The 25,073-nt window shown below is 67.1% G+C and carries 23 protein-coding genes and 1 pseudogene; 16 read left to right on the top strand and 8 right to left on the bottom strand.

Going from position 1 to position 25,073, the window contains the following annotated elements:
• Nucleotides 1–22 precede the first annotated feature (22 nt).
• From L1Z78_RS07045 to leuB, 3 genes are all read left to right on the top strand, one after another.
• Nucleotides 23–148, top strand: a complete 126-nt coding sequence (locus L1Z78_RS07045; RefSeq protein ID WP_012207035.1) for an entericidin A/B family lipoprotein — start codon at nt 23–25, stop codon at nt 146–148.
• Nucleotides 149–168: 20 nt separating this feature from the next.
• A complete protein-coding gene (gene leuD / locus L1Z78_RS07040; protein WP_234640829.1) occupies nt 169–825 on the top strand; it encodes a 3-isopropylmalate dehydratase small subunit in 657 nt (218 codons plus the stop codon).
• Between the two features lie 94 nt (nt 826–919).
• Nucleotides 920–1,990 (top strand): 3-isopropylmalate dehydrogenase, encoded by a 1,071-nt coding sequence (gene leuB / locus L1Z78_RS07035; protein WP_234640828.1) that lies wholly within the window; start codon nt 920–922, stop codon nt 1,988–1,990.
• Between the two features lie 42 nt (nt 1,991–2,032).
• Here leuB and L1Z78_RS07030 read toward each other — a convergent pair whose 3' ends face one another.
• Nucleotides 2,033–2,209, bottom strand: a complete 177-nt coding sequence (locus tag L1Z78_RS07030) for a hypothetical protein (RefSeq protein ID WP_234640827.1) — start codon at nt 2,207–2,209, stop codon at nt 2,033–2,035.
• A 121-nt stretch (nt 2,210–2,330) separates the two neighbouring features.
• On the opposite strand from L1Z78_RS07030, the gene asd reads away from it, so the two are divergent.
• The 7 genes and pseudogenes from asd to accD all read left to right on the top strand — a co-directional run bounded on the left by asd (nt 2,331) and on the right by accD (nt 11,412).
• Nucleotides 2,331–3,455 carry an aspartate-semialdehyde dehydrogenase gene (asd, locus tag L1Z78_RS07025; RefSeq protein WP_234640826.1) on the top strand — a complete coding sequence of 375 codons (1,125 nt, stop codon included), beginning with the start codon at nt 2,331–2,333 and terminating at the stop codon, nt 3,453–3,455.
• Between the two features lie 364 nt (nt 3,456–3,819).
• Nucleotides 3,820–6,703: pseudogene (locus L1Z78_RS28130) on the top strand (FimV/HubP family polar landmark protein).
• 136 nt (nt 6,704–6,839) lie between these two features.
• Nucleotides 6,840–7,688, top strand: coding sequence for a tRNA pseudouridine(38-40) synthase TruA (truA, locus tag L1Z78_RS07015; protein WP_234640825.1), 849 nt, complete (start codon nt 6,840–6,842; stop codon nt 7,686–7,688).
• Complete coding sequence (locus tag L1Z78_RS07010) at nt 7,685–8,431, top strand: phosphoribosylanthranilate isomerase (RefSeq protein WP_234640824.1); 747 nt, start codon at nt 7,685–7,687, stop codon at nt 8,429–8,431. Before truA ends, L1Z78_RS07010 begins: the two co-directional genes overlap by 4 nt.
• On the top strand, nt 8,409–9,665 hold the full coding sequence (trpB, locus tag L1Z78_RS07005) for a tryptophan synthase subunit beta (protein WP_234640823.1): 1,257 nt from the start codon (nt 8,409–8,411) through the stop codon (nt 9,663–9,665). The genes L1Z78_RS07010 and trpB overlap by 23 nt, the downstream gene beginning before the upstream one ends.
• A complete protein-coding gene (trpA, locus tag L1Z78_RS07000) occupies nt 9,662–10,471 on the top strand; it encodes a tryptophan synthase subunit alpha (RefSeq protein ID WP_234640822.1) in 810 nt (269 codons plus the stop codon). The genes trpB and trpA overlap by 4 nt, the downstream gene beginning before the upstream one ends.
• Nucleotides 10,472–10,536: 65 nt before the next feature.
• The gene (accD, locus tag L1Z78_RS06995) at nt 10,537–11,412 is read left to right on the top strand and encodes an acetyl-CoA carboxylase, carboxyltransferase subunit beta (RefSeq protein ID WP_234640821.1); all 876 of its coding nucleotides are present in this window, start codon (nt 10,537–10,539) and stop codon (nt 11,410–11,412) included.
• 70 nt (nt 11,413–11,482) lie between these two features.
• Here accD and L1Z78_RS06990 read toward each other — a convergent pair whose 3' ends face one another.
• Nucleotides 11,483–12,040, bottom strand: coding sequence for a YggT family protein (locus L1Z78_RS06990; protein WP_234640820.1), 558 nt, complete (start codon nt 12,038–12,040; stop codon nt 11,483–11,485).
• 90 nt (nt 12,041–12,130) lie between these two features.
• On the opposite strand from L1Z78_RS06990, the gene L1Z78_RS06985 reads away from it, so the two are divergent.
• The 5 genes from L1Z78_RS06985 to L1Z78_RS06965 all read left to right on the top strand — a co-directional run bounded on the left by L1Z78_RS06985 (nt 12,131) and on the right by L1Z78_RS06965 (nt 17,618).
• Nucleotides 12,131–12,778 (top strand): LON peptidase substrate-binding domain-containing protein, encoded by a 648-nt coding sequence (locus L1Z78_RS06985; RefSeq protein WP_234640819.1) that lies wholly within the window; start codon nt 12,131–12,133, stop codon nt 12,776–12,778.
• A 223-nt stretch (nt 12,779–13,001) separates the two neighbouring features.
• Nucleotides 13,002–14,549, top strand: coding sequence for a lysine--tRNA ligase (lysS, locus tag L1Z78_RS06980; RefSeq protein WP_234640818.1), 1,548 nt, complete (start codon nt 13,002–13,004; stop codon nt 14,547–14,549).
• A 77-nt stretch (nt 14,550–14,626) separates the two neighbouring features.
• Nucleotides 14,627–15,643, top strand: a complete 1,017-nt coding sequence (locus tag L1Z78_RS06975; protein ID WP_234640817.1) for a hypothetical protein — start codon at nt 14,627–14,629, stop codon at nt 15,641–15,643.
• A gap of 123 nt (nt 15,644–15,766) precedes the next feature.
• Complete coding sequence (locus L1Z78_RS06970; RefSeq protein WP_234640816.1) at nt 15,767–16,840, top strand: diguanylate cyclase domain-containing protein; 1,074 nt, start codon at nt 15,767–15,769, stop codon at nt 16,838–16,840.
• Between the two features lie 109 nt (nt 16,841–16,949).
• Nucleotides 16,950–17,618, top strand: a complete 669-nt coding sequence (locus L1Z78_RS06965; RefSeq protein WP_234640815.1) for a mechanosensitive ion channel family protein — start codon at nt 16,950–16,952, stop codon at nt 17,616–17,618.
• A 65-nt stretch (nt 17,619–17,683) separates the two neighbouring features.
• On the opposite strand, the gene purT is transcribed toward L1Z78_RS06965, so the two are convergent.
• From purT to L1Z78_RS06950, 3 genes are all read right to left on the bottom strand, one after another.
• Nucleotides 17,684–18,901, bottom strand: a complete 1,218-nt coding sequence (purT, locus tag L1Z78_RS06960) for a formate-dependent phosphoribosylglycinamide formyltransferase (protein ID WP_234640814.1) — start codon at nt 18,899–18,901, stop codon at nt 17,684–17,686.
• A 92-nt stretch (nt 18,902–18,993) separates the two neighbouring features.
• Nucleotides 18,994–19,623: an N-methyl-D-aspartate receptor NMDAR2C subunit gene (locus L1Z78_RS06955; RefSeq protein WP_234640813.1), complete on the bottom strand. Its 630-nt coding sequence runs from the start codon at nt 19,621–19,623 to the stop codon at nt 18,994–18,996.
• Nucleotides 19,620–20,684, bottom strand: a complete 1,065-nt coding sequence (locus L1Z78_RS06950; RefSeq protein ID WP_234640812.1) for a 6-phosphofructokinase — start codon at nt 20,682–20,684, stop codon at nt 19,620–19,622. The genes L1Z78_RS06955 and L1Z78_RS06950 overlap by 4 nt, the downstream gene beginning before the upstream one ends.
• 168 nt (nt 20,685–20,852) lie before the next feature.
• On the opposite strand from L1Z78_RS06950, the gene L1Z78_RS06945 reads away from it, so the two are divergent.
• Complete coding sequence (locus tag L1Z78_RS06945; protein ID WP_234640811.1) at nt 20,853–22,274, top strand: PLP-dependent aminotransferase family protein; 1,422 nt, start codon at nt 20,853–20,855, stop codon at nt 22,272–22,274.
• A gap of 7 nt (nt 22,275–22,281) precedes the next feature.
• On the opposite strand, the gene L1Z78_RS06940 is transcribed toward L1Z78_RS06945, so the two are convergent.
• The 3 genes from L1Z78_RS06940 to L1Z78_RS06930 are packed head-to-tail and all read right to left on the bottom strand — an operon-like array spanning nt 22,282 to nt 24,871.
• A complete protein-coding gene (locus L1Z78_RS06940) occupies nt 22,282–22,419 on the bottom strand; it encodes a DUF2474 domain-containing protein (RefSeq protein WP_234640810.1) in 138 nt (45 codons plus the stop codon).
• On the bottom strand, nt 22,419–23,429 hold the full coding sequence (gene cydB, locus L1Z78_RS06935) for a cytochrome d ubiquinol oxidase subunit II (protein WP_234640809.1): 1,011 nt from the start codon (nt 23,427–23,429) through the stop codon (nt 22,419–22,421). Before cydB ends, L1Z78_RS06940 begins: the two co-directional genes overlap by 1 nt.
• Nucleotides 23,430–23,449: 20 nt before the next feature.
• Complete coding sequence (locus tag L1Z78_RS06930; RefSeq protein ID WP_275444442.1) at nt 23,450–24,871, bottom strand: cytochrome ubiquinol oxidase subunit I; 1,422 nt, start codon at nt 24,869–24,871, stop codon at nt 23,450–23,452.
• Nucleotides 24,872–25,073 lie beyond the last annotated feature (202 nt).

The following is a 25,073-nucleotide window of genomic DNA, read 5'->3' as shown; positions in this document are numbered from 1 at the left end:
CCACTGCCCGCCAGCACACACCATGAAGCCCTCCTTCTCGATCCTCCTGATCGGCCTGGCCTTCACCCTGGCCGCCTGCAATACCGTCAAGGGCATTGGCCAGGACGTGCAAAGCGCGGGCAGCGCCATCGAGCGCGCCGCCCGCTGAACCCCGAATCCGATACAGCCATGCAACAATTCACCGTGCACAAGGGCCTCGTCGCCCCCATGGACCGCGAGAACGTCGACACCGACGCCATCATCCCCAAGCAGTTCCTCAAGTCGATCAAGAAGACCGGCTTCGGCGTGAACCTGTTCGATGAATGGCGCTACCTGGACCATGGCGAGCCCGGCCAGGATCCGGCCTCGCGCAAGCCCAACCCCGACTTCGTGCTCAATCAGCCGCGCTACGCAGGCGCATCCATCCTGATCGCGCGCAAGAACTTCGGCTGCGGCTCCAGCCGCGAGCACGCCCCCTGGGCACTGGACCAGTACGGCTTCCGCGCCATCCTCGCACCGAGCTTCGCCGACATCTTCTTCAACAACTGCTTCAAGAATGGCCTGCTGCCCATCGTGCTGCCCGAAGCCACGATCGAGATGCTGTTCAACGAGGTGGCGGCCTTTCCCGGCTACGAGCTGACCATCGACCTGGAGCGCCAGGTGATCGTGCGCCCACAGGGCGAGGAGATCCCCTTCGACGTCATCGCCTTCCGCAAGTACTGCCTGCTCAACGGCTTCGACGACATCGGGCTGACACTGCGCCACGCCGACAAGATCCGCGCCTACGAGGCCGAGCGCCTGGCCACCAAGCCCTGGCTGGCTCACACCCTCGTCCAGAAGCACTGATCCTCCGGCCTCCAACGTTTCCACGGGCCGCGGGCGCTGCTGCACAAGCCGCCAGCGGCCTTCCACCATCCGAACAGTCTCTCAAAGGAACACCATGAAAATCGCAGTCTTGCCCGGTGATGGCATCGGCCCCGAAATCGTCGCGGAAGCCGTGAAGGTCCTGGGCGCGCTGGGCCTGGACTTCGACATGCAGACCGCCCCCGTGGGCGGCGCCGCCTACGAAGCCAGCGGCCACCCGCTGCCCGAATCCACGCTCAAGCTGGCCATGGAATCCGACGCCGTGCTGTTCGGCGCCGTGGGTGACTGGAAGTACGACACGCTGGACCGCCCCCTGCGCCCCGAGCAGGCCATCCTGGGCCTGCGCAAGCACATGGGCCTGTTCGCCAACTTCCGTCCCGCCATCTGCTACGAGCAGCTGACCCACGCCTCCAGCCTCAAGCCCGAGCTGGTCGCGGGACTGGACATCCTCATCATCCGCGAGCTGACGGGCGACATCTACTTCGGCCAGCCGCGTGGCCGCCGCGTGGCCACGGACGGCCACTTCCCCGGCGCCGAGGAAGCCTTCGACACCATGCGCTACTCCCGGCCCGAGATCGAGCGCATCGCCCACGTCGCCTTCCAGGCCGCCCAGAAGCGCAGCAAGCGCGTGACCAGCGTGGACAAGGCCAACGTGCTGGAGACCTTCCAGTTCTGGAAGGACGTGGTCACCGAAGTGGGCAAGCAGTACCCGGACGTGCAGCTGGACCACATGTACGTGGACAACGCCGCCATGCAGCTGGTCAAGGAGCCCAAGCGCTTCGACGTGGTGGTCACGGGCAACATGTTCGGCGACATCCTCTCGGACGAAGCCTCCATGCTGACCGGCTCCATCGGCATGCTGCCCTCGGCCTCGCTGAACTCCAGGGGCCAGGGCCTGTACGAGCCCAGCCACGGCTCGGCTCCCGACATCGCGGGCAAGGGCATCGCCAACCCCCTGGCCACCATCCTGTCGGCCGCGATGATGCTGCGCTTCTCGCTGAACCAGGAAGCCGCCGCCCAGCGCATCGAGGCCGCCGTGCAAAAGGTGCTGGCGCGGGGCCTGCGCACGGCCGACATCTACAGCGAAGGCACGACCAAGGTCACGACGCGCGAGATGGGCGACGCCGTGGTGCAAGCCCTGGCCTGATCCCGAACCGACGCCATGCGGGCCCGCCCGCATGGCAAAACGTCAAATTTGATATCCATTTTTCGTCGTTTCGACGAAGATAATCATCAAAACCGCAAAGCCATCGGCAAACATATTCGCTAGAATGGCTGCTCTCATGTTTGCCGCACACCAGTCCCTCCTGCTGAACATTGCACCCGCCGCCCCGGCCGGTGTGGTCGTGCGCGCAATCGCATCCATCACCATTACGACAACCAAAGGCTGACCCAGCCCGGTTCGTCGTGCGCCCTCACCTGGCCCAGACGAGCCGGGCGACAACAGTCTTGGTCAAGCACTGTTTCACACTGAAAGGGCGTTTCAAATGAACAAGCCACAAGATAAGCAACTGGTAGGTCTGGTCGGCTGGCGCGGCATGGTCGGCTCCGTGCTGATGGACCGCATGCAGGCCGAGGGCGACTTCGAGCTGATCGAACCCGTGTTCTTCTCCACCTCCAACGCTGGCGGCAAGGCCCCGGCCATGGCGAAGACCCACACCGAGCTGCGCAACGCCAACGACATTGCCGAGCTGGCCAAGTGCGACATCATCATCACCTGCCAGGGTGGCGACTACACCAAGGAAGTCTTCCCCCAGTTGCGCGCCTCGGGCTGGAACGGCCACTGGATCGATGCCGCCTCCTCGCTGCGCATGGAAAAGGATGCGGTCATCGTTCTGGATCCGGTCAATGAAGATCTGATCAAGGCCAGGCTGGCCGCCGGCGGCAGGAACTGGATCGGCGGCAACTGCACCAACTCCATCCTGCTGATGGGCCTGGGCGGCCTGTTCAAGGCCGGCCTCGTGGAATGGGTCAGCTCCATGACCTACCAGGCGGCCTCCGGCGGCGGCGCCAACCACATGCGCGAACTGCTCAAGGGCATGGGCGTGGTCCATGCCGCCGTGGCAGACGAACTGGCCACACCCGCATCCGCCATCCTGGACATCGACCGCAAGGTGGCCCAGACCATCCGTACCGACGTGCCCACCGAGTTCTTCGGCGCGCCGCTGGCCGGCGGTCTGATCCCCTGGATCGACGCACAGCTGGACAATGGCCAGTCCAAGGAAGAGTGGAAGGGCCAGGCCGAGGTCAACAAGATCCTGGGTACCGAGCAGACCATTCCCGTGGACGGCCTGTGCGTGCGCATCGGCGCCATGCGCTGCCACAGCCTGGCACTGACCCTCAAGCTCAAGAAGGACCTGCCCCTGGCGGAATTGGAAGCCATCATCAAGTCCGGCAACCCCTGGGTGAAGTGGGTTCCCAACGACCGCGCCATCACCGTCAAGGAACTGACGCCTGCCGCCATCACCGGCGGCCTGGAAGTCGGCGTGGGCCGCGTGCGCAAGCTCAACATGGGTCCCGAGTACCTCTCCGCCTTCGTGATCGGCGACCAGCTGCTGTGGGGCGCCGCCGAACCGCTGCGCCGCATGCTGCGCATCCTGCTGGCCAACTGAGCCCGGCCGGCTTGAGCCAGCACAAAAGCGCCATGTCCCGGCCCGGGACATGGCGCTTTTTTCGGTTTTGAAAGCGGATCATCTGGGCACAATGACCGGGTCTGGTCACGGGCCTGTAGGCGGTTGCCTACAATAACCAAAGATACATTGTGTTTCTTCTCGTTGCCGTTCGACAACAACCATGGGTGTTGCCCGGCATCCAGGCGCTTGCGATCCTATAGCGTGGCCGACAATGCGACCCAAGCACCTTGGTATATGGCGTGCCATCTATCCCCGGGTAAATTTCAATTACATGTGCAAACGCGGGCAATCCCACAAAAACAATAGTGCCCGCCCAATTGCACCCACACAGGTTTGACGCCTTATGCATCGTTGGAAACTCTCTGTGCTGGCCGCTGCGGCCGTCGTCTCTGTCGGACTGCCCGCCTCCGAGGCATGGGCACTGGCGCTGGGCCGGGTGAACGTGCAGTCGGCCCTGGGCGAGCCCCTGCGGGCCGAGGTCGAGATCCCCCAGATCACCGCGGCCGAGGCCGAGGGCCTGCGCGTGGGCGTGGCCCCGCCCAGCGTGTTTCGCACCCAGGGCATGGAATACAACGCCACGGCCAGCCAGGTGCGTGTCAGCGTGCAGCGCCGCGCCGACGGCTCGGCCGTGCTGCGCCTGACGAGCACCCAGCCGGTCAACGAGCCCTTTGTCGACCTGGTGATCGATGCCAGCTGGGCTTCGGGCAATCTCCAACGCAACTACACCCTGCTGCTGGACCCTCCGGCACTGCAAAGGCCCGCGCCGGCCGTGACGGCTGCTGCCCAGGCATCTGCGCCCGAGCCGGCCGCCCCGGCACGCCGCCCCGTGCCCGTCACGCCTGCCGTATCCCAGGCCAGCGCCGGCAATGTCGAGGAAAGCCGCACAGCGCCCGCAACCACTTCGCGCAAAGCCGCAGCACCGGCCCGCGAGCGCTCCGCCCCAGCGTCGGAGTCCTCCGAGGTCAGGACCAGGGCAGGAGACACCGCCGGGCGCATCGCTGCGGCACACCTGCCGGCAGGAGTGTCCCTGGACCAGATGCTGGTGGCCATGCTGCGCGCCAACCCCAAGGCCTTCATCAACGGCAATGTGAACCGCATGCGTGCCGGCGCGGTGCTGACCGTGCCTGACGAAGCCACGGCCCAGGCCACATCGCCACGCGAGGCACGCCAGATCGTCGCAGCCCAGTCGCGCGACTTCAACCAGTTCCGCCGCCAGTTGGCGAGCGCGGCGCCGGCCGCTCCCGTGGCCTCGGCCAACCGGGAGGCATCGGGCAGCGTCCAGGCCCAGGTGGAAGATCGCAAGCCCTCCACGGCCGGCCCCGACAAGCTGACTCTGTCCAAGGGTGCCGTCAAGGGCGTCGAGGCCGATGAACGACTGGCCAAGCAAAAACAGGCCGACGATCAGACATCGCGCGTGGCAGAGCTGCAGCGCAATATGTCGGAGCTGAGCCAGATCGCATCCGCCACCAAGCCCGCCGACGGCACCGCCGCCGCCCCGGCCACAGCCGGCGCGGCGGGCGTGGCCGTGCCGGGCGCGCCCACCGTGCCCCCCCCACCAGAAGCCGCAGCACCCGCTGCAGCGCCCCCCCTGCAGCATCTGTCGACACTGCGCCACCCGCCCCCACGGAAGGCGTGGTACCCGGTACAGTGCCCGCGGAAGCCACGGCACCGGCCCCGCACCGGCTGAGCCCCCCCAAGCCAAAGCCTGCTCCCCGTCGCCCCGGTCGCCGAACCCAGCTTCATCGAGACGCTGATGGACGACCCCACCATTCCACTGGCCGGAGCCGCACTGCTGGCACTGCTTCTGGGCTACGGCGGCTATCGCGTCATGCAGCGGCGCCGCGCCGCAGCGGCAGCCAGCGAAAGCGCCTTCGGCGACAGCCAGCTGGCGGCCGACTCCTTCTTCGGCGCCAGCGGCGGCCAGCCAGCGGGTGGATACCGGCGCCTCCAGCCAGCTGTCGGGCACTTCCATGCACTACTCGCCCAGCCAGCTCGACGCCGGCGACGTGGACCCCGTTGCCGAAGCCGACGTCTACCTGGCCTATGGCCGTGACCTGCAGGCCGAGGAGATCCTCAAAGGAAGCCCTGCGCACCGACCCCTCGCGTACCGCACTGCACCAGAAGCTGGCCGACATCTATGCCAAGCGCCATGACCGCAAGGCCTTCGAGGCCGTGGCACAGACACTGCACGGACTGACCCAGGGCAAGGGCGCGGACTGGCAGCGCCTGGCCGATCAGGGCCGCATCCTGGACCCGGACAACCGCCTCTACCAGCCCGCTGGTGCCGCCGGGCTATCCACGGCCGCCGCGGCCGGTGGCGCCGCCGTGGCAGGCGCGGCGGCAGCCGGCCTGGCAGCCGCTTCGCTGGCGGACCGCCCGCTGGACCTGGAGATGCAGCGCGAAGGCCCCGCCACGCTGCCCATGGATCTGGACATGGACCTGAACATGGACCTGCCCGGGGGGCCTGGCCGATGCCAGCCTTCCCGTGCAGCACGCCGCCCCCTGCCCGCCCCGGCCCCCATACCCAGCGAGCAGGATTTCGCCGCCCTGGAGCCTACGCTGCGCACCCGCAGGAGGCCGCTGCGCCGACCGCACCCGCCACCCAGCGGGTCGAGCCTGCCACCGCCTCGCTGGACATGCCCGGCTTCCAGCCCACGGCCCACGCCTCGCTGACGGAGGCCTTGAACAGCAACAGCGCCATGACCGACCTGCGGCCGACCGAGATGCTGCCGCTGGATCTGCCGGGCGCGCCGTCCATCGCGGGTGAAGACGATGCAGTCCGCACCGAAATGCTGTCGCTGTCTTCCGACAGCTTCCCGGCTACCGAACCTTCTCCCCTGACCGGCCTGTCCACCCCGGGCGAGCAGTCCAAGGCCACGACGCTGTCGCTGGATGCGATGGAGTTCAACCTCGAGGATCTGGGCACACCGGCAGCCTCCACGGGCTCGGGCGTGCTGGAGACGGCAGCGGCCGCCAAGCCCGAGCCGGCAGAATCGCTGGAGTTCGATCTGGGCAGCCTGTCGCTGGACCTGGGCAACGACTCCCCTGCCGCGGCAACGCCACCTTCGGCCCCCGAGGACCCGCTGGCCACCAAGCTGGCCCTGGCCCAGGAGTTCAATGCCATCGGCGACAGCGACGGTGCCCGTACCCTGATCGAGGAAGTGATCGCCGAAGCCCATGGCGAACTCAAGGCCAAGGCCCAGCGCCTGCTTGCCGAGATCGATTGAAGCCGGAACCAGGTGCCTGCCATGGGCGCCGCGGGCCTGGACCGGGCCCGCGCCGGCTGCGTGTGACACGGGTGGCGCAAGCCACCAAGCGAATCCAGAACCTGATGCACAGTCAACACATGCCGGAGGCCTCGCCATGCGCGTAGCCCTTGGTGTCGCCTACAACGGCCAGCGCTACAGCGGCTGGCAAAGCCAGCCTTCGGGCAACACCGTACAAGACCATCTCGAAGCGGCCCTGGGCCGCTTTGCCGCTCAGGAAGTAGCCACCCTCTGCGCTGGCCGCACCGATGCGGGCGTGCACGGGCTGATGCAGGTTGTCCACTTCGACACCCTGCTGGAACGGGCCCCCTTTTCCTGGGTCCGTGGCACCAACACCTTCCTGCCGCCCGACATCGCCGTGCAATGGGCCCAGCCCGTGCCTGATGCCTTCCACTCGCGCGCCTGCGCCACCGCAAGGCGCTATGCCTATGTGCTTTTGCAGTCCCCCGTGCGTCCCAGCGTGGAAGCCGGGCGCGTGGGCTGGGTGTTCCATGCGCTCGATGGCATGGCCATGCAGGCGGCGGCACGGCATCTGCTGGGAGAACATGACTTCAGCTCCTTTCGCGCCTCCGGCTGCCAGGCCAAGACCCCCGTCAAGACGCTGCACCGCATCGAGATCACGCGCCGCATGGCCGGGGACGGTGCCCTGGCGGCCGCGGCCAGCGCCATGCGCCCCGGCGACGCCCCCATGGAATGCTGCTATTGGCGCTTCGAATTCGAGGGCAGCGCCTTCCTGCACCACATGGTGCGCAACATCATGGGCTGCCTGATCGCCATAGGCCAGGGCCTGTACACACCCGATTGGATGCAGCAGGTGCTGCAGGCGCGTTCGCGCGATGCCGCCGCCCCCACGTTCTCGCCGGACGGCCTGTACTTCCTGGGCCCGGTCTACGATGCCTCGTGGGGCCTGCCCTCGCGAACACCCGCCTATGATTGGCTCCCATGAAGAAGAACACCCCGCTTTCCGCCCACCGTACCCGCATCAAGATCTGCGGCCTCACGCGCGAGCAGGACGTGGATGCCGCCGTGGCCGCCGGGGCCGATGCGGTGGGCTTCGTGCTCTACGCCCCCAGCCCGCGTGCCGTGACGGTGCAGCGCGCCGCCGAGCTGGCAGGGCGCCTGCCCCCCTTCGTGACGCCGGTGCTGCTGTTCGTCAATGAAAGCGCGGCCAACGTGATGGCCGCCTGCGCAGCCATCCCCGGCGCCTGCGTGCAATTCCATGGCGACGAGTCCCCGGACGAGTGCCTGGCCGCGACGGGTGGCGGCACCCGCGCCTTCCTTCGTGCGGCACGCATTCCCCTGGGGCCTGACGCCGCAGGCTTCGACCTCGTAGAATACGCACAGCGTTACTCGAAAGCCCAGGCCATACTGCTCGACGCCCATGTCGACGGCTATGGCGGTGGCGGAAAAGCATTCAATTGGTCACTCCTTCCACCAAACGTCGCCTCTCACCTCGTTTTGTCTGGTGGACTCACGCCTGCAAACGTGACCGATGGCATCTTGCAAGTGCGCCCGCGAGGACTCTCGCTGGCCGTTGATGTCAGCTCCGGCGTCGAGGCCGACGGTCCCGACGGCAAGCCCCTGAGGGGCATCAAGGACGCCGGCAAGATACACAGCTTCATCGCCGCCGTGCGCGCGGCCGATGGCCAACCTTTGCAGACAAGCCATGTTCGAATACCAATACCCTGACGCATCCGGTCATTTCGGCCGCTTCGGCGGCAGCTTCGCCAGCGAAACCCTGACCCACGCCCTGACCGAGCTGCGCAACGCCTACGCCAAATACCAGAACGACCCCGAGTTCGTGGCGGAATTCCAGTCCGAGCTGGCCCACTTCGTCGGTCGCCCCTCGCCGGTCTACCATGCGGCCCGCATGTCGCGCGAGATGGGCGGCGCCCAGATCTACCTCAAGCGCGAGGATCTGAACCACACGGGCGCGCACAAGATCAACAACGTGATCGGCCAGGCCATGCTCGCCAGGCGCATGGGCAAGCCGCGCATCATCGCCGAGACCGGCGCCGGCCAGCATGGCGTGGCCACAGCCACCATCTGCGCGCGCTACGGCCTGGAGTGCATCGTCTACATGGGCGCGGAGGATGTGAAGCGCCAAAGCCCCAACGTCTACCGCATGCGCCTGCTGGGCGCCACCGTGGTGCCGGTGGAGTCGGGCAGCCGCACGCTCAAGGATGCGCTCAACGAAGCCATGCGCGACTGGGTGGCCAATGTGGACAACACCTTCTACATCATCGGCACCGTGGCCGGCCCCCACCCCTATCCGGCGATGGTGCGCGACTTCCAGAAGGTCATCGGCGAGGAATGCCTGGTGCAGATGCCCGAGTTCCTGGGCGCCGACCGCCAGCCCGATGCCGTGGTCGCCTGCGTGGGCGGCGGCAGCAACGCCATGGGTATCTTCCACCCCTACATCCCGTTCGAGAACACGCGCCTGATCGGCGTGGAGGCCGCCGGCGAGGGACTGGACAGCGGCAAGCACTCGGCTTCGCTGCAGCGCGGCAGCAGCGGCGTGCTGCATGGCAACCGCACCTTCATCCTGCAGGACGAGAACGGCCAGATCACCGAGACACACAGCATCAGCGCCGGCCTCGACTATCCGGGCGTCGGCCCGGAGCACGCCTGGCTGCAGGAGCTCGGTCGTGCCCAGTACGTGGGCATCACCGATCAGGAGGCACTGGACGCCTTCCACTACCTGTGCCGCACCGAAGGCATCATTCCCGCCCTGGAGTCCAGCCATGCCGTGGCCTATGCCATGCAACTGGCCAAGACCATGCGTGCCGACCAGTCCATCCTCGTGAACCTTTCCGGCCGCGGCGACAAGGACATCGGCACCGTGGCCGACCTCTCGGGCGCCGACTATTACGACCGACCCTCCATGCGCGGGCTCACGGTCAAGGGAGGAGCCGCTCAATGAGCCGCATCACCACGACTTTCGACAAGCTCGGGGAAGAAGGCCGCAAGGCCCTGATCCCCTACATCACGGCGGGCTTCCCGTTCGCCGCCATCACCCCCGCGCTGATGCACGGCATGGTCGAGGCAGGCGCCGACGTGATCGAGCTGGGCGTGCCCTTCTCGGACCCCATGGCCGATGGTCCCACCATCCAGAAGGCCGGCGACCGCGCCATCGCCAATGGCGTGGGCCTGGTGCAGGTGCTGGCCTATGTGCGCGAGTTCCGCCAGAAGAACCAGACCACCCCCGTGGTGCTGATGGGCTATGCCAATCCCGTGGAGCGCTATGACCAGGTCCACGGCCAGGACCGCTTCGTCAACGACGCGGCCGAGGCCGGCGTGGACGGCCTGCTCATCGTGGACTACCCGCCCGAGGAATGCGAGCAGTTCGCAGCCCAGCTGCGTGCGCGCGACATGGACCTGATCTTCCTTCTGGCGCCCACCTCCACCACCGAGCGCATGCAGCAGGTGGCGCGCGTGGCCAGCGGCTATGTCTACTACGTCTCGCTCAAGGGCGTGACCGGCTCGGGCGCGCTCGACACTTCGGCCGTCGAGGCCATGCTGCCGCGCATCCGCGAGCATGTAAGCATCCCCGTGGGCGTGGGCTTCGGCATCCGCGACGCCGCCACGGCCCAGGCCATCGGCCGCGTGGCCGACGCGGTGGTCATCGGCAGCCGCATCATCGAGATGCTCGACGGCCAGCCCCACGAGAAGATCGTCCCGCTGACCATCGACTTCCTGCGCGGCGTGCGCAAGGCACTCGACGCATAAGACGCATAATGCAGCCCTTGCATGCGGCCTGGTGCCGCATGCCCTGCGCCTGAAAAGGAAACACCATGTCCTGGCTTGAAAAACTCCTGCCTGCCAAAATCCAGCAAACCAACCCCACGGATCGCCACCAGCAGATCCCCGAGGGTCTGTGGATCAAGTGCCCGAGCTGCGAGACCGTGCTCTACAAGGCCGATCTGGAGAAAAACCAGAATGTCTGCCCCAGCTGCAGCCACCACCACCGCATTGGCGCGCGTGCACGCCTGAACCATTTCCTGGACGCCGAAGGCCGCTATGAAATCGGCCAGGAAGTCATTCCCGTCGACGCCCTGAAGTTCAAGGACAGCCGCAAGTACCCCGAGCGCCTGAAGGAAGCCCTGGAGAACACGGGCGAGACCGATGCGCTGGTCGTCATGGGCGGCGCCATCAAGAGCGTCAACGTGGTCGCGGCCTGTTTCGAGTTCGAATTCATGGGCGGCTCCATGGGCTCGGTGGTCGGCGAGCGCTTCGTGCGTGGCGTGGAGACCGCCATCGAGCAGAAGGTGCCCTTCATCTGCTTCACCGCCACGGGTGGCGCGCGCATGCAGGAAGGCCTGCTGAGCCTGATGCAGATGGCCAAGGCCAACGCCGCGCTCACACGCCTGGCCAAGAAGGGCCTTCCCTACATCTCGGTGCTGACCGACCCCACTTTCGGCGGCGTCTCGGCCAGCTTCGCCTTCGTGGGCGACATCGTCATCGCCGAGCCCAAGACCCTGGTCGGCTTCGCGGGCCCCCGCGTGATCGAGACCACCGTGCGCGTGAAGCTGCCCGAAGGCTTCCAGCGCGCCGAATTCCTGCAGGACAAGGGCGCCGTGGACATGATCGTGGACCGCCGCGAGCTGCGCGACCGCATCGCCGGCTCCCTGGCCATGCTGCAACGACTGCCTGCCGACGCGGTCCAGTAAAGCCGCGCCTGGACATACGAAAGCCGCCGCAGGTTGACGCCTGCGGCGGCTTTTTTCTGCTCCCCAACGATCAGACCAGCAGCATCAGGCCCGAGGCCTGGACATGGCCCAGCACCATCAGCGCGACCTGCAGCAGCACCAGGGCCACCAGCGCCGACAGGTCGATGCCGCCGATCAGCGGCACGATGCGACGGATGGGACGCAGCATGGGCTCGGACAGACGCTGCAGCACGCCGTAAATCGGCGACTGCGGCTGCACCCAGGACAGGATGGCATAGATCAGCAGCACGCCCACCATGCCGGACAGCGCCACGCGCACCAGCCCGCACAGCGCCAGCCAAGGCAGGGCGACCACACTGGAGTGCCCGCCCATGAGCAGCCACAGCAGCACGAACTGCAGCATCTGCAGCAGGAACGCCGCGATCAGGCTGGACATGTCCCAACGTCCGGCCGGCTTGATGATGCGGCGCAGCGGCATCACGATCCAGTCGGACAGCGCGAACACCAGCTGGCCCACGGGATTGCCGAACGGCACGCGCTGGGCCTGCATGTAGACCCGCAGCAGGCAGACCCCGGTCAGCAGGCCCACAACCACGTCGAGCAGGAAGGTAAGGATCTGGAAAAGCATGGCGTTGTAGGACGGCGAGAGAAAGATCGGACCGCCGCCTGCCGGCTGCGGCTCAGCATGGGATGATAGCCGCCGCATCCAGCCCGCCACATGACCGCTCCAACCGTACTGCACTCCCTGCCTCTGTTTCCCCTGGGCAGCGTACTCTTCCCCCAAGGCCTGCTGAGCCTGCGTGTCTTCGAAGTCCGCTATCTCGACATGGTCCGCAAGTGCGAGCGCACTGGAGCCCCCTTCGGTATCGTCGCGCTGCAATCCGGCAGCGAGGTGCGCAAGGCCGGTGCCGCCACGGAGCAACTGCATGCCGTGGGCACGCTGGCCCGGATCGTCCATGTGCAGCAGCCTCAGCCGGGCCTGTTGCACCTGCAATGCGAGGGAACGCAGCGCTTTCGCATGCAGCAGCACCGCCAGCTGCCCTATGGCCTGTGGGTGGCCGATGTGCAGATGCTGCCTGCCGATGCCGTGGTCGCCATTCCCGGGCACCTGCGTGCCACGGCCCAGGCCCTGGCCCAGGTGCTGATGCAATTGCATGCGCGTTCCACGGATGCGGACCACGCGCAGCTTCCCAGCGCGGATCAGATGGCCGATTGCGGATGGGTGGCCAATCGCTGGACCGAGCTGCTGCCCCTGCCCCTGCCCCTCAAGCAGCAGTTGATGGCACTGGACAGCCCCCTGGTCCGGCTGGAGCTCGTCTCGGATGTGCTCGAGCGCAGCGGCATCGGCCAGGCCCCGACGGATTGAAACAACAGCGGCGTGATACCGCGGCACGGTACGGCACATTGACGACACCATGCCCCGCAGGGGCGACAAAAATCTTAAAATCTCCGATTCAGCCAACCAGATGCGGGGCTTGGCGTCGGCATTGCCGGCGGCAGTCCAGCCTCCAGCCCCTTTCACCTGGCGTTTTTCCCGGCTTTCCCCGGTTTCCCCGGCCCATCGGCGTCCTGCGCCGGCGCTCACCCTCATGACCGAACACAACACCCCATCCGCGGCGGACCAGACCGCTCCCCAGGACGAAAACCAACTGATCGCCGAGCGCCGCGAAAAACTCAAGGCCCTGCGCGAACAAGGCGGCGTGGTCTTCCCCAACGACTTCAAGCCCGCTGACCGCGCCGAGGCCCTGCAGCGGGCCCATGCGGACAAGAGCGCCGAACAGCTCGACGCCGAGGCCGTGCAGGTCAGCCTGGGCGGGCGCATGATGCTCAAGCGCGTCATGGGCAAGGCCAGCTTCGCCACCATCCAGGACGGTTCGCTGGGCCCCACGCATGGCCGCATCCAGCTTTACATCACGCGCGACACGGTGGGCGAGGAGGTCTACGCGGCCTTCAAGCGCTGGGACCTGGGCGACATCCTGGGCGCCGAAGGCACGCTGATGAAGACCAAGACCGGCGAGCTGTCGGTCAAGGTGCAGACGCTGCGCCTGCTCACCAAGAGCCTGCGCCCCATGCCCGACAAGTTCCATGGCATGGCCGACCTGGAGCAGAAGGTCCGCCAGCGCTACGTGGACCTGATGATGGACGAGCAGGCGCGCCGCCGCTTCATCGCACGCAGCAAGGCCGTCTCGGGCATCCGTGAGTTCATGGTGGACAACGGATTCCTGGAGGTCGAGACCCCCATGCTGCACCCCATCCCCGGCGGCGCCAATGCCAAGCCCTTCGTGACGCACCATAATGCGCTGGACCAGGAGATGTACCTGCGCATCGCGCCCGAGCTGTACCTCAAGCGCCTCGTGGTCGGCGGCTTCGAGCGCGTGTTCGAGATCAACCGCAACTTCCGCAACGAAGGTATCTCGGTGCGCCACAACCCCGAGTTCACCATGATGGAGTTCTACGCGGCCTACTGGAACTACCGCGACCTGATGGACTACACCGAGGCCCTGGTGCGCGACGCCGCCCAGAAGGCCGTGGGCACGCTGCAGCTGACCTATGGCGGCAAGCCCGTGGACCTGGCCCAGCCCTTCCAGCGCCTGACCATCCCCGAGGCCATCGTCAAGTACACCGAGGCCGGCGACAAGGTCGCCGACCGCGAATGGCTGACCAATGCCCTGCGCAAGCTGGGCATGAACGAGGAAAAGGACCGCCTGTCCACGCGCACCCTGGCCGGCCTGCAGGTGCTGTATTTCGAGGAAGTGGTCGAGGAAAAGCTGTGGCAGCCGACCTTCATCATGGAGCATCCGACCGAGATCTCGCCGCTGGCACGCGCCAATGACGAACGCCCCGAGGTCACCGAGCGCTTCGAGCTGTACATCACGGGCCGCGAGTTCGGCAACGGCTTCTCCGAACTCAACGATGCAGAAGACCAGGCCGCGCGCTTCAATGCCCAGGTCCAGGCCAAGGATGGCGGTGACGACGAGGCCATGTACTTCGACCACGACTTCGTGCGAGCCCTCGAGTACGGCATGCCCCCCACGGGCGGCTGCGGCATCGGCATCGACCGCCTGATGATGCTGCTGACGGACAGCGCCAGCATCCGCGACGTGATCCTGTTCCCCGCGCTGCGCCGCGAACAGTAAGGCCGTCAAGGCCGACAGCTGCCCGAGCCGCCTGCGCCCCTTGGGGCCCAGGCGGCTTTTCCCTATACTGGCTCGCCATGCACATTCCCACCTACTGGGCGCAGGCGCGTCTGCGGCATGAAAGCCGCCCCACCCACGGCATCACCATCCAGCGCTGGGGATGGTCGGACACCAGCCAGGAAGCCGCCCAGGCCCACGCCGACGCACGGGCGCGCCAGGCCCTGGAGGCAGCCCGCAATGCGGCGCTGCCGCCCGGCGAGCCCCGCATGGAATGGAAGAACGAGTACGCACTCGACGGCTTCACCACGCCCATCCGCGAGGAGGTTCTGCAGCGGCGCGACGACACGGTCATGACACGCAACAGCTACGGGGCCCACTGCCTGAACACGGCCCGTGTGGCCATTGCCGACGTCGACCTTCCGCAACCGCCCCGGGCCCTGCGCTTTCCCGCCGTGACACTAGTGCTGCTGGCGCTGGCGGCGACCTGGCTGGCACAACTGGCCCCACACAAGAGCCTGTCGAGAATGGTGGGCACGGCGCTGGTCGTGCTGCTCCTGTTCCTGCTCACGCGGCGCGTGCAGCGCTGGTGGGAGACACGCCAGGCGCGCAGGCGCGCGGCCTCGGACCCTGCGCCCGCACGGGCCATGGAACGCGTGCAGGCCTTCCATGACAGCCACCCCGACTGGGGCCTGCGCGTCTACGAGACGCCCAACGGGCTGCGCGTCATCGTCACGCATGCCGACTTCGCCGCCGACGACCCGGCGGTGGAGCAATTGTTCGATGCCCTTCAGGTGGATCCGCTGTACGCCCTGCTCTGTGAACGCCAGCAGTGCTTTCGTGCACGGGTTTCGGGCAAGCCCTGGCGCATGGGCCTGACCGGCCTGTCCACCACGCTGCGCCGCTGGCCGGCCTCTCCTTCCACGTTGGAAGAAAGAAGGCAGTGGGCACTCGCCTATGACGAAAAGGCCAAAGGCTTTGCCGCCTGCCGGCTGATGCAACAGCTGGGCGACACTCGGATCTGCACGGCCGCCGAAGCCTTCGTGCAGTGGCATGACGAGGCCAGCCAGGCCCGCTCCAACCTGCCACTGGCCTAGGCGCAGGCTTGGGGCGACAATCATCGGCACACGGATGCTGCGCCCGACTTACACTGGCGCCACCCCCATGCCGCGCCCCGCGCGGGTCCTTGTTCCACGCCTGGTCTCGCAACCATGAAGGCCATGACTGCCCCCCCATCACCCCTGCCCGCCGAAAGCGCCGACTCCCCCGCCATCGAGCCCACGGGAGCACGCTTCGCCAAGCCGACGGACGAGTCCTCGCCCTTTTGCGTGCTGGTCGTGGAAGACCAGGCATCGGTGCGTACCAGCCTGGTCAGCGAATTGCTGCACGCAGGCGTGACACGCGTGCTGGAGGCAGCCGACGGCATCAGCGCCCTGGCACTGTTCCGCGAGCAGCGCCCCGACCTGGTGCTGCTGGACATCCGCCTGCCCGGCGAGGACGGCTACTGGGTCGCGCGCCAGCTGCGCGAAGCCGAGCCCGGTGAATGGACGCCCATCATCTTCCTGTCCGGTCTGGACAATGACCTGGACGTGTGGCGTGGCATCGAAGCCGGCGGCGACGACTACCTGGTCAAACCCGTCAAGCCCATCGTGCTCGTGGCCAAGCTGCGCGCCATGCGCCGTCTGCTGGACATGCGCCGCCGCCTGGTGTCGCTTTCAGCCGAGCTGCACGAGGCCAACCAGAAGCTCAACGAGATGGTCGAGCTCGACCAGTTGACGGGTCTGGTCAACCGGCGCGGCTTCGACCGCATCCTGCATGCCGAGCTCGCCTCGGCACGCAGGGAAGGACAGCCGCTGACGCTGATGCTCTGCGACCTGGACCACTTCAAGCGTTACAACGACACCTACGGCCATGTGCATGGCGACGAGTGCCTCAAGCAGGTGGGACGGCTGCTGCGCGAGGTCTGCGTGCGTCCGCGCGATGTGGCGGCACGCTATGGCGGCGAGGAATTCGCGCTGATCCTGCCGCGCACGCCGCGCTCGGGCGCCATGACCTTCGCACGCGCCGTGGGACAGATGCTGCGCGTGCTGCGCATACGCCACCCCGATGCGCCCGAAGGTGCGGGCCTGACGCTGTCGGGTGGCATCACCACCTGCATTCCCGACGAATACACCAGTGCCGAAGCCATGCTCATGCGCGCCGACCAGGCCCTGTATGCCGCCAAGGCCCAGGGACGCGACCGCTTCTTCAGCTTCGAGATGCAGATGGACACGGTGGAGCAGCGCCGCAGCTGACCACCGGGCCTTGCGCCAGCGCTTACGATCGCAGGCTGATGGCCCCTGGCACCCCGGTCGCGCACGCGGCCCCTGCATGCCGATTCCCGTTTCCTGAATGTTCGAAGTTATGCGACGTTTTCAAGCGCACCTGCCTGCCTGGATGCAGGAATGGCTGGAGTTCATCGTTCCCGGTGCCCAGATCCTGCTGATCATCTTCGCAGCCTGGCTGCTCAATCGCCTCGTGCGCCGCCTGATCGTGCGCGCGGGTCGCCACTACGGCCTGCCGCCCGAGTTGCTGGTGCCGCTGCGCGGAGTGTTCCGCTGGATCCTGATTGCCGCCACGGTGCCCCTGGTGCTCGAGCGCCTGGGCGTCTCGGCCACCGTGCTGTGGACGGCCTTCACGGGCTTCGCCACCGTGGGCGCCGTGGCCTTCTTCGCGGCCTGGAGCGTGCTGTCCAACCTGTTTTGCGCCGTGCTCATCGTGGTCGTCGGACCTTTCCGCCTGGGTGACTACATCGAAGTGCTGGACACGGCAGAAAAGCCCGGGGCCAAAGGCCGTGTGATCGACATCAACATGCTCTACACCACCTTGCAGGATGCGAATGCCCCCGACGGCGCACCCAACCTGCTGCAGATCCCCAATTCACTGATCTTCCAGCGCGTGGTCAGGCGCTGGAAAGGCGGCCTGGGCGCCGATGGCGAACATGCCAGCCCCAGCGAGGAAGCGTGCGCCATGCGCCTGACCACGCCACATGACGCCCAGGCCTCGCTGCCAGCCACGCACGCCACCAACTGACCCATTTCCCCATGGAAAAACCGCCGTCCGGCAACGGTACGGCGGTTTTGTCATTGAACAGCGCCTCAGGGCTTGCGAGGCCTGACCTTGCCTGCCGCCAGCTTGGCCCGGGCGCGGGCCTGCTCCACGTCCTGGGCGCGGGCCAGCGCCACGCCCATGCGGCGCTTGACGAAGCTCTCCGGCTTGCCGAACAGCCGCAGATCCGTGCCAGGCACGGCCAGGGCCTCTTCCACGCCATCAAATACCAGCCCCTCGGCATCCTGGGCGCCATAGATCACGGCGCTGGCACCGGGGTTGCGCAACGAGGCATCGACGGGCAGGCCCAGGATGGCACGCGCATGCAGTTCGAACTCGCTTTGCCACTGGGTGGCCAGCGTGACCAGGCCCGTGTCGTGCGGCCGGGGCGAGACCTCGCTGAACCACACCTGTTCGCCCTTGACGAACAGCTCCACACCGAACAGGCCCAGGCCGCCCAGGTCATCGGTCACGGCCTTGGCGATATCGCGCGACTTTTGCAGCGCCACCGGGTGCATGGGGTGCGGCTGCCAGCTCTCCACATAATCGCCGGACTGCTGGACATGGCCCACAGGATCGCAGAAGTGCGTTTGCACCTGTCCATCCGCGCCCTTGGCGCGCACCGTCAACTGGGTGATCTCGTAGTCGAAGTCGATGAAGCCCTCGACGATGACACGGCCATGGCTCACACGGCCGCCTGCCATGGCATATTCCCAAGCCTTGGCAACGTCACCGGGGCCGTCAAGCTTGCTCTGCCCCTTGCCGGAGCTGCTCATCACGGGCTTGACCACGCAGGGAAAGCCGATGGCGGGCCTGCCATCCGTGCCATCGATGGCGGCCTGCAGTTCCTGCTGCGAATCACAGAAACGGTAGGGGCTGGTGGGCAGTCCCAGCGTCTCTGCCGCCAGGCGGCGTATGCCTTCACGGTCCATGGTCAGGCGCGCCGCGCGGGCCGTGGGGATCACGGTGACCACGCCGGCGGCCTCCAGCTCCTCCAGCATGGGCGTGGCGATGGCCTCGATCTCGGGAACCACCAGGTCGGGCCTTTCCGCTTCGATCAGGGCCTTGAGCTGGGCCGGATCGCTCATGGTGATGGTGCGCGCATGGTGCGCCACCTGCTGGCCGGGCGCATTCTCGTAGCGGTCCACGGCAATCGTCTCCACACCCAGGCGCTGCAGCGCGATCAGCACTTCCTTGCCGAGCTCTCCGCTGCCCAGCAGCATGACTTTGGTGGCGTGGGGGGAGTAAGGGGTTCCGAGGGTGGTCATCTGCGCGTCCTGGGCAAGATAGGAAATGGAGAAAGGCAGGCCTGCGCGGCCCGCAGCAGCCCCCGATCATAGGGTGCCGATGCAGGCGCTGCCTACAGATCCAGCGCCTGCGCGAGATTGCTTCGCGCCCGTGCCTCCAGCCGTTGGCGGAACCAGTCCGTGCAGTAGATGGCCTCACGCCGCATGAAACCCTGCAGTACCTCGCGGCGCCTGGCACGGTACAGCGGCAGGGGAACCCACTCGTACTCGGCCCGCACCTGCACTTCGTACTCCGCAAAGCGCAAGGGGTCGGCCGCCAGAATGCCCAGGTCCGCATCCACCAGCAATTCGGCGTCCCGGCCTGCCGGCCGCGCGGCATGGCAGGTCGCCATGACCAGCCCGTGCACGCGTCCTGCCACATCGGCGGACAGGCCCTGCTCCCGCACCACGGCCGCAGCCCAGCTGGCGCTGCGCGCCTCGTTGTCCTTGGCCTGGGCGTCGTAGATGGCGTCATGGAACCACAGGGCCAGCCCCAGCTCGCCGGGATGCTCTGCCAGGGGCAGCGCCGGCTGCAGCAGTTCCATGGCCTCGGCCAGGTGCTGCAGCGTGTGGTAGCGACGACTGGGCTCGCTGTAGCTTTGCAGCAGTTGGGCCAGCGGCGGGGCGGGCGCCGACACCCCCAGCGCTCGCCAGGTCTGCATCCACGTGTGGTGCCACGCGTTGCCGGGCACAGTCTGCGTCATGCCGCATTCTTTCCCAGGCAAATGCCTATGTCGCGCGCCATGGTCAGGAGTCCGTGGTCCAGCGGCACCGTGCGCTGGGTATTGGCCACGCGGGAGATTTCCACGCTGCCGATCTGGCCACCCTGCAGCGTGACCATGCGGCCAAAACGTCCCGTCAGCACCAGTTGCGCCGCATGGTGGCCGTACTGCGTGGCCAGCACCCGGTCGAATGGAGTCGGGTCGCCGCCGCGCTGCACATGGCCCAGCACCGTGGTGCGCACTTCGCTCTTGAGGTGGGGCTGGAGGCGCTCGCGCAGCACATGGCCCACGCCGCCCAGCCGCACCGGATCGGGGCTTTGCGCGATGCGCTCGCGCACGGTGAGACTGGCGCCGCCTTCCTTGGCACCTTCGCCGATGCAGATGATGGTGTAGCGCTGGCGCTGCTCGCGCCTGCGGCAGAAGTCCACGATGGCCTGCAGCTCGTAGTCGATCTCGGGCAGCAGGATGATGTCAGCCGCACCTGCGATGCCGGCCTCCAGCGCCAGCCATCCCGCATGGCGCCCCATGGTCTCGACGATCATCACGCGATGATGGCTGTTGGCCGTGCTCTCGATGCGGCGCAGTGCCTCGGTGGCCGTGGCCACGGCCGTGTCGAAGCCGAAGCTGCGCTCGCAATTCGCGATGTCGTTGTCTATGGTCTTGGGAACGCCCACGCAGGTCAGTCCCACCTGTTCGGCCAGGCCATGGGCCAGGCTCATGGTGCCGTCGCCGCCGATGGCAACCACCACGTCCAGACCCAGTGCCCGGACATTGCGCCCCACCTGTTCGAGCGTGGCCGCGTCGCGCAGGGGATTGGCGCTGTTGCTGGTGCCCAGGATGGTGCCGCCCACATGCAGGATGCCCGACACCTCGTCCCAACCCAACGGCTTGACACCCGGCGGCTCGAGCATCAGCCCCTCGAAGCCATCCGCGATGCCCAGCACCTCGCACTGGCCGTGGTTGATCAGGGACTTCGTGACCGCACGGATCACCGCATTCAGGCCGGGGCAGTCGCCACCCCCGGTCAGCACGCCAACGCGCATCGGGAAACTCTCCTGTGAAGCAAGACAGCCATCATGCCAGCCCCCGGCCGGGACAAGAGCATGTGTCCGGCACATCCATACAATGAGGCGGCACCACATATTGCTCGCAGATTGTGGGCAGATTCGGCCAATCGACACGCGCCATCGAAACCACACGAAAACACAGACATGGTGAACTCCCCCTCGGAACAAGGCGCCAGTGCGGACATGTCCTCCGCCCCCTGGATCGTCCCGCTGCGCGCGGGCAACGGCCCGCGCTATCTTCAGATAGCGCGCATGATCGGGCGCGCCATCGAAGCCGGCACGTTGCGCCCCGGTGACCAGATTCCCACGCAGCGTGCGCTGGCCAGCCGGCTGGGCGTGGACCTGACCACGGTCACCCGCGCCTATGCCCATGCCCGCCAGCAGGGCTGGATCAGCGCCACCACGGGTCGCGGCTCCTTCGTGGCCCGGCCCACGGCGGCGCGCGAGGACAGCGCCGTGGCCGACCTGGGAATGAACGTTCCCCCCACGCATGGCGGATTGGATGCGCTGCTGCGCCAGGGCCTGGATGCCTTGCTGCAGGCCCATGGCGCCTGTGACCTGTCCTCCTACGAACCAGCCGCCATTGCCGACCAGGTGCTGGACGCTGGCCGCGATTGGCTGCGTCCCGCGCTGGGTGCGCAGACGCTGCAACAGCCCCTGCTGCTGGCCGCCGGCACGCAGGCCGCGCTGTGTGCCATCCTGATGCGATCCTGCCGCCAGGACGATGCCGTGCTTTGCGACCCATTGACCTACCCTGGCTTCCTGCTGGCCGCGCGCAGCCTGAGGCTGCGCATCGTGCCGGTGCAAGGCGACGATGCCGGCATGCGGCCCGATGCGCTGCAGGCGGCGCTCGACGGCGTGAATGCACGGTTGCTCTATCTGAACCCCACGCTGCACAACCCGACCACGCGCACCATGCCCACAGCAAGGCGGCAGGCCATCGCTGCCGTGCTCCGCGAACGACAGTTGACGCTCATCGAGGATGATCCCTACCGCCCTCTGCTGACCGATGCCCCGGCGCCGCTGACGCACTGGACCGGCGGTGTGCGCAGCTTCTACGTGGCATCGCTGTCCAAGACGATCTGGCCCAGCCTGCGCATGGCGTTCGTCCTCGCGCCCGACCAGGCAGCGGCCGACGAGGTGCAGGACTGCCTGCGTGCCACGGGCATGGGCTGCTCGCCTTTGCTGGCCGGCCTGGCCGCGCAGTGGATGGCCAGCGGACAGGCCCGGCGCATGGTGGGCGAGGTGCAGCGCGAAGCCCGCCTGCGCCAGGCGGCGGCACGCGAGCTGCTGCCACAGGCGCAGGCCGACGCCCAGGGACTGCATGCCTGGCTGCCCCTGCCGCCCCACTGGACGCAGCAGCTGTTCATGCACGCCTTGCAGGAGCGCGGTATCGCGGTCGCGCCGGCGCAGGCCTTTGCCGTGGATGGCCAGGGCCCCGAGGCGGTGCGCCTGTCACTGGGCGCCGCTGCCGGCATTGCGCAGCTGCGCACCACGCTGGAGAGCGTGGCCCGCCTGTGGCATTCGGGCGCAGCACGCAGCACGCGCGCACGGGCCGTGGTCTGAGTCCGAACTAGGACACCATCCCGCCCCAGGCCATCAACTGGCGCATCAGCCAGGCCGCCACCAGCAGCGTTCCCACGCTGGAGCACCAGATCAGCGCCAGCCAGCCCAGCTGGCGCACCGCCTTGCGCGTGCGGTCGCCGCTCATCAGTGATAGGCCTCGCCATGGCGGACCTTGCCGCGGAACACGTAGTAGCTCCATGCGGTATAGCCCAGGATGACGGGAAGGATGAACAGCGCGCCCACCAGCGCGAAGCCCTGGCTGGACTGCGGCGCGGCGGCCTGCCAGATGGTCAGCGAGGGAGGCAGGATGACGGGCATCAGACTGATCACCAGACCCGTGTAGCCCAGAAAGACCAGCGCCAGCGCCAGCGCGAAGGGGCTGCCATTGCGCCGCCTGCTGCCCAGTGCACGCCACAGCAGCGCCAGGCAGCCTGCCACCAGCAAGGGCACGGGAAGGAACCAGTAGAAGGCCCGGGAATGGAACCAGCGCTCGGCAATGCCGGCATGCAACAGCGGCGTCCACACACTCACGATGGCGATGGCCAGCGCCATCAGCACCGTGCAGTCGCGCGCCGTGCCGCGCAGCCGCTGCTGCAGCACGCCCTCGGTCTTCATCACCAGCCAGGTACTGCCCAGCAGCACATAGGCGGCCACCAGGCCCAGGCCCGTGAACAGGCTGAATGGCGTGAGCCAGTCGAAGGCGCCGCCCGCGAAGACACCGTCGCGCAGCTCGAATCCCCCCAGCACCGCGCCCAGCGTCACGCCCTGCATGGCCGTGGCCAGCAGCGAGCCGCCGGCAAAGGCCTTGTCCCAGATGTGGCGCCGGCCATTGCTGGCCTTGAAGCGGAACTCGAAGGCCACGCCACGCAGGATCAGCCCGATCAGCATCAGCATGATGGGCAGGTACAGCGCGCTCAGCACAGCCGAGTACACGACGGGGAAGGCCGCCATGAGCCCGGCGCCGCCCAGCACCAGCCAGGTCTCGTTGCCGTCCCAGACGGGAGCGATGGTGTTCATCATCACATCGCGGTCATGGCGGTCGGGGAAGAACGGAAACAGCATGCCGACCCCCAGGTCGAAGCCATCCATCACCACATACATGAAGACGCCAAGCACGATGATGCCGGCCCAGATCACAGACATGTCGATTCCCATGGGATTCCTCTTTTGATGATTCAGTGTCGGCCTGCGGGGGCCGGATGGGAGCCCGAGATCGGACGCATGGGCTGGTTGGGCTCGCCCGGGCCACCTTCGGCCGGCATCTCGCCCTCATGGGGCGGCGTGGCCAGCATCTGCAGGCCCATCCAGGTGCCCGTGCCGAAGACCAGCAGGTAGACCACGACCAGAGCGGCCAGGGACACGGCCAGATGCGAGACGTCGTGGCTGGACACGCCCTGGGCCGTGCGCATCACGCCGTAGACCACCCAGGGCTGGCGGCCGGTCTCGGTGACGAACCAGCCGGCCAGCAGGGCCACCAGGCCCGACGGCCCCATGGCCACGCAGAAACGCTGGAACCAGGGGGCTGCATACAGACCGCGACGCGAGCGCAGCCACAGTCCCCACAGCCCCATGGTGATCATCAGCACGCCCAGGCCCACCATGACGCGGAACGACCAGAACACGGTCGCCACATGGGGCAGGTCCTCGGGCGGATAGTCCTTGAGCGCGGGAATCTCGCCATCCCAGCTGTGCGTGAGCAGCAGACTGCCCAGGCGCGGAATCTCCAGTGTGTGGCGATTGGTCTGCGCCTGCTGGTCCGGCAGGCCGAACAGCACCAGCGACACGCCTTCGCCGGGCTTGGGATGCTCCCAGTGGCCTTCGATGGCCGCCAGCTTCGCGGGCTGGTGCTCCAGTGTGTTCAGGCCGTGCTGGTCGCCCACCAGGGCCTGCAAGGGGGCCGCGGCCAGGACCATCCACAGCGCCATCGACGTCATGCGGCGCACGGCGGGCGTTCCCCGCCCCTTCAGCAGATGCCAGGCACCCGTGGCGCCCACGATGAGCGCCGTGGACAGAAAGGCCGCGATGACCATGTGCACCAGCCGGTAGGGGAAGGAAGGATTGAAGACGATGGCCAGCCAGTCCGTGGGCATCACTCTGCCATCGACGACCTCGTAGCCCGCGGGCGTCTGCATCCAGCTGTTGGAGGCCAGGATCCAGGTGGCCGAGATCAGCGTGCCCAGGGCCACCATCAGCGTCGCGAAAAAATGCAGGCGCGGGCCCACCTTGTTCCAGCCGAAGAGCATCACGCCCAGGAAACCGGCCTCCAGGAAGAAGGCCGTCAGCACCTCGTAGGTCAGCAGGGGGCCGGTGACGCTGCCCGCGAAGTTGGAAAAGCCGCTCCAGTTGGTGCCGAACTGGTAGGCCATGACCAGACCCGAGACCACGCCCATGCCGAAGCACAGCGAGAAAAACTTGATCCAGTAGTGAAAAAGATCCTTGTAGACCGTGCGCCCCGTGGTCAGCCACAGGCCCTCCAGCACGGCCAGGAACGACGCCAGGCCGATGGAGATGGCGGGGAACACGATGTGAAAGGACACCGTGAAGGCGAACTGCACCCGGGCAAGGTCCAGTGCACTGATGTCAGGCAGGCTGGGCATGATTTGTCTTGTTGCTGAAATTTCGGGAAATTCTGAAATACATGCACACAAAAAGACATGCAATCTATTTCTGCATGCATGCTACTCCATACAAATTCCCGGCAATGTACGCAGGTAATTTCCATGCAATCTACATTGCATGCAATCTTCCACGCCCAAAGAAAAAGCCGCCCTGGTGGGCGGCTTCTCATTGGGTGGCCCT

Origin of the sequence: Delftia tsuruhatensis, from assembly GCF_903815225.1 — a bacterium.
Classification (GTDB): Bacteria; Pseudomonadota; Gammaproteobacteria; order Burkholderiales; family Burkholderiaceae_C; genus Comamonas; species Comamonas tsuruhatensis_A.
Note: the sequence above shows the minus strand (reverse complement) of the source record. Positions and strands in the feature narration are given on the sequence as shown.

Coding starts and splice junctions, on each gene's coding strand:
- leuB (WP_234640828.1), top strand. CDS start 920: ATGAAAATCGCAGTCTTGCCCGGTGATGGCATCGGCCCCGAAATCGTC.
- trpB (WP_234640823.1), top strand. CDS start 8,409: ATGTTCGAATACCAATACCCTGACGCATCCGGTCATTTCGGCCGCTTC.
- truA (WP_234640825.1), top strand. CDS start 6,840: ATGCGCGTAGCCCTTGGTGTCGCCTACAACGGCCAGCGCTACAGCGGC.
- L1Z78_RS06955 (WP_234640813.1), bottom strand. CDS start 19,623: ATGACGCAGACTGTGCCCGGCAACGCGTGGCACCACACGTGGATGCAG.
- L1Z78_RS06970 (WP_234640816.1), top strand. CDS start 15,767: ATGACTGCCCCCCCATCACCCCTGCCCGCCGAAAGCGCCGACTCCCCC.
- L1Z78_RS07030 (WP_234640827.1), bottom strand. CDS start 2,209: ATGGATGCGATTGCGCGCACGACCACACCGGCCGGGGCGGCGGGTGCA.
- asd (WP_234640826.1), top strand. CDS start 2,331: ATGAACAAGCCACAAGATAAGCAACTGGTAGGTCTGGTCGGCTGGCGC.
- L1Z78_RS06985 (WP_234640819.1), top strand. CDS start 12,131: ATGACCGCTCCAACCGTACTGCACTCCCTGCCTCTGTTTCCCCTGGGC.
- accD (WP_234640821.1), top strand. CDS start 10,537: ATGTCCTGGCTTGAAAAACTCCTGCCTGCCAAAATCCAGCAAACCAAC.
- L1Z78_RS06975 (WP_234640817.1), top strand. CDS start 14,627: ATGCACATTCCCACCTACTGGGCGCAGGCGCGTCTGCGGCATGAAAGC.
- L1Z78_RS07010 (WP_234640824.1), top strand. CDS start 7,685: ATGAAGAAGAACACCCCGCTTTCCGCCCACCGTACCCGCATCAAGATC.
- trpA (WP_234640822.1), top strand. CDS start 9,662: ATGAGCCGCATCACCACGACTTTCGACAAGCTCGGGGAAGAAGGCCGC.
- L1Z78_RS06990 (WP_234640820.1), bottom strand. CDS start 12,040: ATGCTTTTCCAGATCCTTACCTTCCTGCTCGACGTGGTTGTGGGCCTG.
- L1Z78_RS07045 (WP_012207035.1), top strand. CDS start 23: ATGAAGCCCTCCTTCTCGATCCTCCTGATCGGCCTGGCCTTCACCCTG.
- L1Z78_RS06930 (WP_275444442.1), bottom strand. CDS start 24,871: ATGCCCAGCCTGCCTGACATCAGTGCACTGGACCTTGCCCGGGTGCAG.
- L1Z78_RS06965 (WP_234640815.1), top strand. CDS start 16,950: ATGCGACGTTTTCAAGCGCACCTGCCTGCCTGGATGCAGGAATGGCTG.
- L1Z78_RS06950 (WP_234640812.1), bottom strand. CDS start 20,684: ATGCGCGTTGGCGTGCTGACCGGGGGTGGCGACTGCCCCGGCCTGAAT.
- L1Z78_RS06945 (WP_234640811.1), top strand. CDS start 20,853: ATGGTGAACTCCCCCTCGGAACAAGGCGCCAGTGCGGACATGTCCTCC.
- leuD (WP_234640829.1), top strand. CDS start 169: ATGCAACAATTCACCGTGCACAAGGGCCTCGTCGCCCCCATGGACCGC.
- cydB (WP_234640809.1), bottom strand. CDS start 23,429: ATGGGAATCGACATGTCTGTGATCTGGGCCGGCATCATCGTGCTTGGC.
- purT (WP_234640814.1), bottom strand. CDS start 18,901: ATGACCACCCTCGGAACCCCTTACTCCCCCCACGCCACCAAAGTCATG.
- lysS (WP_234640818.1), top strand. CDS start 13,002: ATGACCGAACACAACACCCCATCCGCGGCGGACCAGACCGCTCCCCAG.
- L1Z78_RS06940 (WP_234640810.1), bottom strand. CDS start 22,419: ATGAGCGGCGACCGCACGCGCAAGGCGGTGCGCCAGCTGGGCTGGCTG.